General features: G+C 72.2%; 8 protein-coding genes. 1 reads left to right on the forward strand and 7 read right to left on the reverse strand.

The genetic code is table 11. The annotated features are described in order from the left end of the window. From otnC to Q0112_RS16790, 6 genes are all read right to left on the reverse strand, one after another. Positions 1-558: 3-oxo-tetronate 4-phosphate decarboxylase (gene otnC, locus Q0112_RS16765; RefSeq protein ID WP_297977133.1), on the reverse strand; the 558-nt coding region annotated here is incomplete at its 3' end. Then, on the reverse strand, positions 555-1,799 hold the full coding sequence (otnK, locus tag Q0112_RS16770) for a 3-oxo-tetronate kinase (protein ID WP_297977134.1): 1,245 nt from the start codon (positions 1,797-1,799) through the stop codon (positions 555-557). The genes otnK and otnC, both read right to left, overlap by 4 nt. Further along, positions 1,796-2,740, reverse strand: a complete 945-nt coding sequence (locus Q0112_RS16775; protein WP_297977135.1) for a carbohydrate ABC transporter permease — start codon at positions 2,738-2,740, stop codon at positions 1,796-1,798. The genes otnK and Q0112_RS16775 overlap by 4 nt, the downstream gene beginning before the upstream one ends. Beyond that, positions 2,740-3,663: a carbohydrate ABC transporter permease gene (locus Q0112_RS16780; RefSeq protein WP_297977136.1), complete on the reverse strand. Its 924-nt coding sequence runs from the start codon at positions 3,661-3,663 to the stop codon at positions 2,740-2,742. The genes Q0112_RS16775 and Q0112_RS16780 overlap by 1 nt, the downstream gene beginning before the upstream one ends. A gap of 54 nt (positions 3,664-3,717) precedes the next feature. Continuing rightward, on the reverse strand, positions 3,718-5,022 hold the full coding sequence (locus Q0112_RS16785) for an extracellular solute-binding protein (protein ID WP_297977137.1): 1,305 nt from the start codon (positions 5,020-5,022) through the stop codon (positions 3,718-3,720). Between the two features lie 69 nt (positions 5,023-5,091). Continuing rightward, on the reverse strand, positions 5,092-6,147 hold the full coding sequence (locus Q0112_RS16790) for an ABC transporter ATP-binding protein (protein WP_297977138.1): 1,056 nt from the start codon (positions 6,145-6,147) through the stop codon (positions 5,092-5,094). 128 nt (positions 6,148-6,275) lie between these two features. Here Q0112_RS16790 and Q0112_RS16795 point away from each other — a divergent pair, with 128 nt between their 5' ends. After that, entirely contained in the window at positions 6,276-7,034 is a 759-nt protein-coding gene (locus Q0112_RS16795) for a TIM barrel protein (RefSeq protein ID WP_297977139.1), read from the forward strand. A gap of 87 nt (positions 7,035-7,121) precedes the next feature. Here Q0112_RS16795 and Q0112_RS16800 read toward each other — a convergent pair. Then, on the reverse strand, positions 7,122-8,447 hold a 1,326-nt coding region (locus Q0112_RS16800), incomplete at its 5' end, for a dipeptide ABC transporter ATP-binding protein (RefSeq protein ID WP_297977140.1).

Below are 8,447 nucleotides of genomic sequence, written 5' to 3' on the forward strand. Positions count from 1 at the left end.
GAGCCGCGCCGTCTCCTCGAGCTCCTCGGCCGCGAAGACGGCGTCGCGGAAGGTCTTCGCCGACACGACGGGCCCGTGGTTGGCGAGGAGGACAGCCGCCGCGCCGGCAGCGCGGGCGGCGATCAGCGGCGCGACCTCGGCCGAGCCCGGGCGGGTGTAGGGGACGAGGGGGACGCGCCCGACCCGCATCACCACATAGGGGGTGATCGGCGGGATGGCGTCCTCCGGGTCGGTGTCGGCGAGGCAGGAGAGCGCGGTGGCATAAGTCGAATGCAGGTGCACGACCGCGCCCGCCTGCGGCCGGGCGCGGTAGAAGGCCATGTGCAGCGGCACCTCCTTGGTCGGCGGCTCGCCCGCGACATGCGCGCCGGAGGGGTCGAGCTTGGCGAGCCGGGCCGGCTCGAGGAAGCCGAGGCAGCTGTTGGTCGGGGTGGCGAGGAAGCCGTCGGGCAGGCGCGCCGAGAGGTTGCCGGAGGAGCCCGCGGTCAGCCCGCGGGCGAAGATCGAGGCGGCGAGCCGGCAGATCTCGTCGCGGAGCGCCCGCTCCTCGCCGGTCATCCCCGGCCCTCCAGCACCTCGAGCGCCCGGGCGAGGAAGTCGTCGGCGCCGAAGTTCCCCGACTTCAGCGCCAGCGCCAGCCGCGGCGCGCCGAGGGTGGCGAGCGCCGGCACGCCGGGGTCGATCTCCGGCCCGATGGCGAAGGCGGCCTTGCCGAGCGCGCCGGCTACCGCCCCCGAGGTCTCGCCGCCGGCGGCGACGAGACGCACGACGCCGCGCGCGACGGCCTCCCGGGCGAGGTCGGCGAAGATGCCCTCGTAGCCGGCCGCCAGCCGCTCGCGGCCGTGGCGCGCCTGGGCGGCGGCGACCGCCTCGGGGGCGTCGCTCGAGGTCACCATCGGCGCGGCGTCGCGGTTCGCCTCTATGAAGGCGAGGGCGCGGGCGAGGCCGGCCTCGGGGGCGAGCGCATCCTCGGCGGCGAGGCGCAGCGTCGGATGGGCGCGGGCGTACTCGGCCACCTGCCGGAGCGTCGCGGCCGAGCAGCTCCCGGCCAGCACCAGCGCCGGCCCCGGCTGCCCGGCGAAGCCGCCGGCGCCCCCGGCCGGGGCGATGCCGAAGTTGCCGGGCAGGCCGAGCAGGATGCCCGAGCCGCCGGTGACGAGCTGGTGGCCGCGCGCGGCCCGTCCGAGGCGCAGCAGGTCGTCGTCGTCGATCGCGTCGGCGACGACGAGCCGCACTCCCTGCCCGGCCAGGCGGGCCAGCGCCGCGTCGGCGTCGCCGCGCAGGGCGGCGAGCGGCAGGTGGCCGACCGGGAGCCGGGTCTGGTGGCCGAGCCAGCGGCGGAGGTCGGGGTCGGTCATCGGGGTCAGCGGGTGCTTCTCCATGCCCGACTCGCTCAGCAGCCGGTCGTGGACGAAGAGATGCCCCTGGTAGATCGTCCGCCCGGTGGCCGGAAAGGCCGGGCAGACCAGGGCGAGCGCGGCGCCGAGCTCGGCGAGCAGCGCCTCGGCCACCGGGCCGATGTTGCCCTCCCGCGTCGAGTCGAAGGTGGAGCAGTATTTGAAGGCGATCTGCTCCGCCCCCTGCCCGACCAGCCAGCGGCAGGCGGCGAGGGACTGCGCCACCGCCTCGGCGGCCGGCACCGAGCGGGTCTTGAGCGCGACGACGGCGGCGTCGATCCCCGGCGCCACGGCCCCCTCCGGCACGCCGGCATGGAGCAGCGTGCGGGCGCCGGCGCGGGCGAGGGTGTTGGCGGCGTCGCTCGAGCCGGTGAAGTCGTCGCCGATGACCCCGAGCCTCATTCCTTCACGGCGCCCGTCATCGAGGAGACGTAATAGTCGACGAAGAAGGAGTAGAGGATGACGACCGGCAGCGAGCCGATCAGCGCGCCGGACATCAGCGCGCCCCATTCGTAGATGTCGCCGCGGACGAGCTCGGTCAGGACGCCGACCGGCACGGTCTTGTTCTCCGAGGAGGAGATGAAGGTCAGCGCGTAGATGAACTCGTTCCAGGAGAGGGTGAAGGCGAAGATGCCGGCCGAGATCAGGCCGGGGATGGCGAGGGGCAGGATGACCTTGGTCAGGATCTGCCAGCGCGAGGCGCCGTCGACCAGCGCGCTCTCCTCGAGCTCGAAGGGGATCGAGCGGAAGTAGCCCATGAGCAGCCAGGTGCAGAAGGGGATGAGGAAGGTCGGATAGGTCAGGATCAGCGCGAGGCGGGAGTCGAAGATGCCGACCTGGAAGACGATGAAGGCGAGCGGGATGAAGAGGATCGAGGGCGGCACCAGGTAGGCGAGGAAGATCAGGAGCCCGGTGACCCGCGCGCCGGTGAAGCGCACCCGCTCGATGGCGTAGGCGGCGAAGACCGAGGCGGCGAGCGCCAGCACGGTCGAGGCGACCGAGACCAGGATCGTGTTCCAGAGCCAGCCCGGATAGGAGGTCTCGAGGAAGAGGTACCTGATGTGCTCGAGCGTCGGCCCGACCACCCAGAAGGGGCTGTAGTCGGTGTAGTTGGTCAGCTGGTGGTTCGGCTTCACCGCCGTGATCGCCATCCAGTAGAAGGGGAAGAGCAGCACGAAGACGAAGACCGCCAGCGGCAGGTAGGTGACCAGGATCCGCCGCGGCAGGCTGTTGTACTGCTCCATGCCGACGATGTCGTCGACCGGGGCCTGGGCGGCGCGGGCGGCGGCGAGCGCCTCGGACACGATCTCCTCCCCGACCTCGGCCCTGCGTTCCCCGGCCATCAGTCGCTCCCCCCCTGCTGCCACCTGCGCCGCTGCAGGCCGAAGAAGCTGAAGAGGATCGCCGCCAGCAGGAAGGGGATCATCGCCACCGCGATCGCCGCCCCCTCGCCGAGCTGCCCGCCGGGGATCGCCCGCTGGAAGGAGAGGGTCGCCATCAGGTGGGTCGCGTTCACCGGCCCGCCGCGGGTCAGCACGTAGATGAGCTGGAAGTCGGTGAAGGTGAAGAGCACCGAGAAGGTCATCACGACCGCGATGATCGGCGTCAGCAGCGGCAGCGTCACCCGCCGGAACCGCTGCCAGGCGGTGGCACCGTCGAGCGCCGCCGCCTCGTTCAGCGACTGCGGGATGGTCTGCAGCCCGGCGAGCAGCGAGATGGCGACGAAGGGGATGCCGCGCCAGACGTTGGCGGCGATCACCGACCATCGCGCGTTCCACGGCTCGCCGAGGAAGTTGATCGGCGCCGAGATCAGCCCCCACTTCATCAGCACCCAGGAGATGATCGAGAACTGGCTGTCGAATATCCACCAGAAGGCGAGCGCGGACAGCACCGTCGGCACCACCCAGGGCAGCAGCACGATGGCGCGGAAGAAGTTCTTCAGCGGCAGCTTCTCGTTCAGGATCAGCGCCAGCCAGAGCCCGAGGCCGAACTTCAGCACCGAGGCGACCACGGTGTAGAAGATGGTGTTGAAGACCGACAGCCGGAAGACGCTGTCGTTGAAGAGCCAGATGTAATTCTCGAGCCCGACGAAGATGCCCTCGCGGCCGATCCGCGCGTCGGTGAAGCCGAGCCAGACGCCGAGCCCGAGCGGATAGGTGAGAAGGCAGAGCAGGAAGACCGCCGCCGGCAGCATGAAGATGAGCCCGAGGCCGTTGCGGCTCTCGGTCAGCCAGTAGATCAGGCCCCCGCGGCTGCTGCCCGCCATCCGTCACCTCCCCGGAAAGGGCCGGCGGGCGGGACGCCCGCCGGCATGGCCGTCTCAGCCGTAGTAGCGGCCCGCCCGCTTGGCGGCGTTGGCGATCGCGTCGTCGGCCGAGGCCTGGCCGGTGACCGCCTCGGCGAACATGTCGACGAGGACGTAGTCGGCCATCACCCCGGCCGAGGCGTAGCCGAGCGGCCCGGCGTAGCCGTTCGGGCGCAGCGTGGCCGAGGCCTTGGCATAGGGCGCGTGGATCGGGTTCGAGGTCCAGACCGGGTTGTCGGCGAAGCCCTTGGCCGCGCCGCAGCAATAGGCGTTCGCCCCCTCGATCCAGGCGTTCATCCGCCCGGTGTCGTACATCCACGCCAGGTAGGCCATCGCCGCCTGCGGGTACTTGGTGTGGTTGAAGATCGAGATCGAGGTGGTCTGGTGCAGCTCGACCGACTCGCCCACCGGGCCGATCGGCAGGTTCACCGTGCGGATGTCCTCGGCGATCTCGGCCATCGCCGGGTCGTTCTTGGCGGCATAGTAGAGCGAGACGCCGTTCGCCGTCAGCGACACCTGCCCGGCCAGGAAGGCGCGGTTGTTGTTGATGTCGAGCCAGCTCTCGGTGCCGGGGATGAAGGTGGCGTAGAGCTGCTTGGCGTACTCGATCGCCGCGCGGGTCTCGGCGCTGTCGATGCCGACGGTCGAATCCTCGTTGATCATCCTGCCGCCGTGGCTCCACAGCAGCCAGTGGGCGTAGTTGTTGCCGTCGCCGACCGCCTTGCCGTGCGGGAAGCCGGCGGGCGTGCCCTTGGCCTGCAGCGCCTTGCAGAGCTCGAGGAAGCCCGCGGTGTCGTTCGGGAACTCGGAGAAGCCCGCCGCCTCCATGTGGCTCTGCCGGTAGCAGATGGCGTTGCCGATGGCGCAGAGCGGCATGGCGATGAAGCGGTCGTTGTGCACGGCATAGCCGCGCGGGCCGTCGTACCAGCCGCCGTTGGCCGCCCCGACCGCCTCGGCGAGCTCGGTCACGTCGACGAGCTTGTCGGGATACTGGAAGGGGTCGTCGAACCAGCTCATCACCATGTCGGGGCCCGAGCCGACGTTGGCGGCGACCGCCGCCTTGGGCCGCACGTCCTCCCAGCTCTCCTGGTCGACCTGCACCTGCACGCCGGTCGCCTCGGTGAAGGCGCGGGTGTTGGCGTTCCAGGCCTCCTCCTCCGACTTCACGAAGGGCACCCAGCGCAGCAGGCGCAGCGAGGCGCCTTCCTCGGGCGTGTAGGTCGGCACCTCCTGGGCGAAGGCGCGCGGGATGCCGAGGGCGCTGGCCGCGGCCAGCCCGGCGGCGCCGGCCATCAGGTCGCGGCGGGTGATGTTGCTCATCGGATGTAACCTCCTTGTTCGCGGGATTGGGATTTGATCGAGCGGCGGCGGCCCCGCAGCCGCGCGCCTTCAGGCCGAGAGGCGCGCCCCCGAGCCTGCATCGAAGAGGTGGGTCGCCTCGGCGTCGACGCGCACGCGGATCTCCTCGCCGGGCGCCGCCCGCACCCGCTCGCGGAAGACCCCGACGATCTCGGTCGCGCCGATATGGCCGAGGACGTGCGTCTCCGAGCCGGTGGGCTCGACGACCTCCACCCGCAGCGGCACCTCGCCGCCGAGGTGCATGGATTCGGGGCGCAGGCCGTAGACGACCGGCCCGCCCGGCGCCGCGGCGGGCGGCCGCGCCACCGGCAGCGCGATCCCGTCGCCGGTCACGAAGCCGCCGTCGGCCAGCCGCCCGGTCAGCATGTTCATCGCCGGCGAGCCGATGAAGCCGGCGACGAAGAGGTTGGCCGGCTGGTCGTAGAGCTCGAGCGGCGCGCCGATCTGCTCGACCCGGCCGTCGTGCATGACGACGATCTTGTCGGCCATCGTCATCGCCTCGATCTGGTCGTGGGTGACGTAGACCGTCGTCGTCTTCAGCCGCTGGTGCAGGTTCTTGATCTCGGCCCGCATCGAGACGCGCAGCTTGGCGTCGAGGTTCGAGAGCGGCTCGTCGAACAGGAAGACCTGCGGGTCGCGCACGATGGCGCGCCCCATGGCGACGCGCTGGCGCTGGCCGCCGGAGAGCTGGCGCGGGTAGCGCTCGAGCAGGTTGGAGAGCCCGAGGATCTCGGCGGCCGGCTTCACCCGCGAGGTGATCTCGGCCTTGGGCGCGCCCTTCAGGGTCAGCGAGAAGGCCATGTTCTCGGCGACGGTGAGATGCGGGTAGAGCGCGTAGTTCTGGAACACCATGGCGATGTCCCGCTCCTTCGGCGGCAGGTCGTTCACCACCCGGTCGCCGATGCGGATCTCGCCCGAGGTCACATGCTCGAGCCCGGCCAGCATGCGGAGCAGCGTCGACTTGCCGCAACCGGAGGGGCCGACGAGGACGACGAACTCGCCCTCCGCGATGTCGATCGAGACGCCGTGCAGCACTTCCACCGGGCCGAAGGACTTTCGCAGGTCGCGGATGGTGACCTCAGCCATGCGAGCCTTTCCTCCCCTTTCGTTGCGCGCACGGTAGCGGGGCGCCCGACCTGCCGCAACCCGCCTTGCCTCTCGCGCGGCGGCGGGGGAGGCTGGCGCCGACCATTGCCAGAGGGGAGACGGGCGCGATGCGCTTCTCGGCCAATACCGGCTTTCTCTACCGCGAGCTGCCCTTCCTCGAGCGCATCGGCGCCGCCGCCGCCGCGGGGTTCGATGCGGTCGAGTTCCACGACGAGGCGCAGCGCGAAGACCCGGGCGCGCTCGCGGGCGCGCTCGCCGCGGCCGGGCTGCCGGTCCTCGGCCTCAACGTCCGCATGGGGGAGACGGCGGGCCGCGCCGCCATCCCCGGCGCCGAGGCCGAGGCGCGCGCCGACATCGACGCCGCCGCCGCCGTCGCCGGGGCGGTCGGGGCGGGGGCGATCCACGTCCTCTCCGGCCGGGCCGAGGGCGATGCGGCGCGGGCCGCCCTAGTCGGCAACCTGCGCCATGCGCTCGGGCGCTTCCCGGGCACGGTGCTGATCGAGCCGATCTGCCGCGCCGCCAATCCCGGCTATTTCCTGTCGAGCCTCGACCAGACGCTGGCGATCCTGGCCGAGGTGGACCACCCGCGGCTGAAGATCCTCTTCGACTGCTACCACGTCGAGACCGGGGACGGCGACTGCCTCGGGCGGTTCCGCGCCGCGCTGCCGCACCTCGGCCACGTGCAGATCGCCTCGCTGCCCGACCGCGCCGAGCCGACCGGGGGGCGGCTCGACTATGCCCGCCTGCTGCCGGCGATGGTCGGGGCCGGCTACGCCGGCGCCTTCGGCTGCGAGTACCGCCCGAGCGAGCCGCCGGCGGCGATGCTCGCCCGGCTCCGCGCGCGGCTCGCGCCGGAATCCCGTTAACGAAGATTGCCATCCGGTTGACGGCGGCAGGGATTATCCAGCAAAAACAACAGAGTCACCAGGTGGGCACGCGTGCCCCGGGCACGCTCAGCCCGCCCGTTCGAGCACCGGCGTCGCGGCCATGAGCTCGCGGGTATAGGGATGCTCGGGCGCCTCGAGGACCCGGGCCGTCGGCCCCGCCTCGACGACCTCCCCGGCGCGCATCACCATCACCCGGTCGGTGATCGCCCGCACGACCCCCAGGTCGTGGCTGATGAAGAGATAGGCGAGGCCGTGCCGCGCCATGAGGTCGGCGAGGAGATCGAGGATCTGCGCCCGGACCTGCACGTCGAGGGCCGAGACCGCCTCGTCGAGCACGATGAGCTTCGGGCGGATGATGAGCGCCCGGGCAATGGCGATCCGCTGCCGCTGGCCGCCGGAGAATTCGTGGATGTACTTGTCGGCATCGGCCGGCGCGAGCCCCACCTCCGCGAGCGCCGCCTCGACGGCCCGCCGCCGCCCGGCCCCCTGCGGCGGATCGTCGAGCAGGTGGAAGGGCTCGGCGACCAGGCGGGCGACCCGGTGGCGCGGGTTGAAGCTGCCGTAGGGATCCTGGAAGACCGCCTGCATCTTGGCGCGCAGGCTGCGCGGCATCGGCTCGCCAGCGCGGACCGCCTCGCCCTCGACCCGGACGCTGCCGCCCTGCATCGGCTCGAGGCCCAGGACGGCGCGGGCGAGCGTCGACTTGCCGCAGCCGCTCTCGCCGACGAGGCCGAGGCTCTCGCCGGCGTCGAGCTCGAAGCTGACCCCGCGCACGGCATGGAACGCCTCGCGCCCCCCGAAGAGCCCGCGCCGCGGCCCGGGATAGTCGCGCACCATCGCCTCGACGGCGAGGAGCGGCGCGCCGCCCGCCCGGGCGCGCCGGGCCGGCACATGGCCCGAGGCCGCGAAGAGGGCGCGGGTATAGGGATGGCGCATCTCGCGCAGCACCTCGGCGGTGGGCCCGGTCTCGACCACCCGCCCGCGGTGCATGATGGCGAGCGCCCCCGCCACCTCTGCCGCCACGGCGAGATCGTGGGTGATCAGCATCATCGCCATCCCGTCCTCCTCGACCAGCCGGCGCAGCAGCGCGAGGATGCGCGCCTCGGTCGTCACGTCGAGCGCGGTGGTCGGCTCGTCGGCGATGAGGAGCTTCGGGCGCAGCGCGATCGCCATGGCAATCCCCACCCGCTGCCGCTGGCCGCCGGAGAGCTGGTGCGGATAGCGCGTCGGCGGGAAGCGCGCCGCGGGCAGCCCCACCCGCTCCAGCGTCGCCTCGGCAATGGCGCGCGCCTCGGCCCGGCCGGCGGCGCGGTGCACCCTGACCGTCTCGGCCACCTGGTCGCCGATCGTCTGCAGCGGATTGAGCGCGGTCATCGGCTCCTGGAAGATCAT

It is taken from the genome of uncultured Amaricoccus sp. (assembly GCF_937858865.1).
Taxonomy (GTDB): domain Bacteria; phylum Pseudomonadota; class Alphaproteobacteria; order Rhodobacterales; family Rhodobacteraceae; genus Amaricoccus.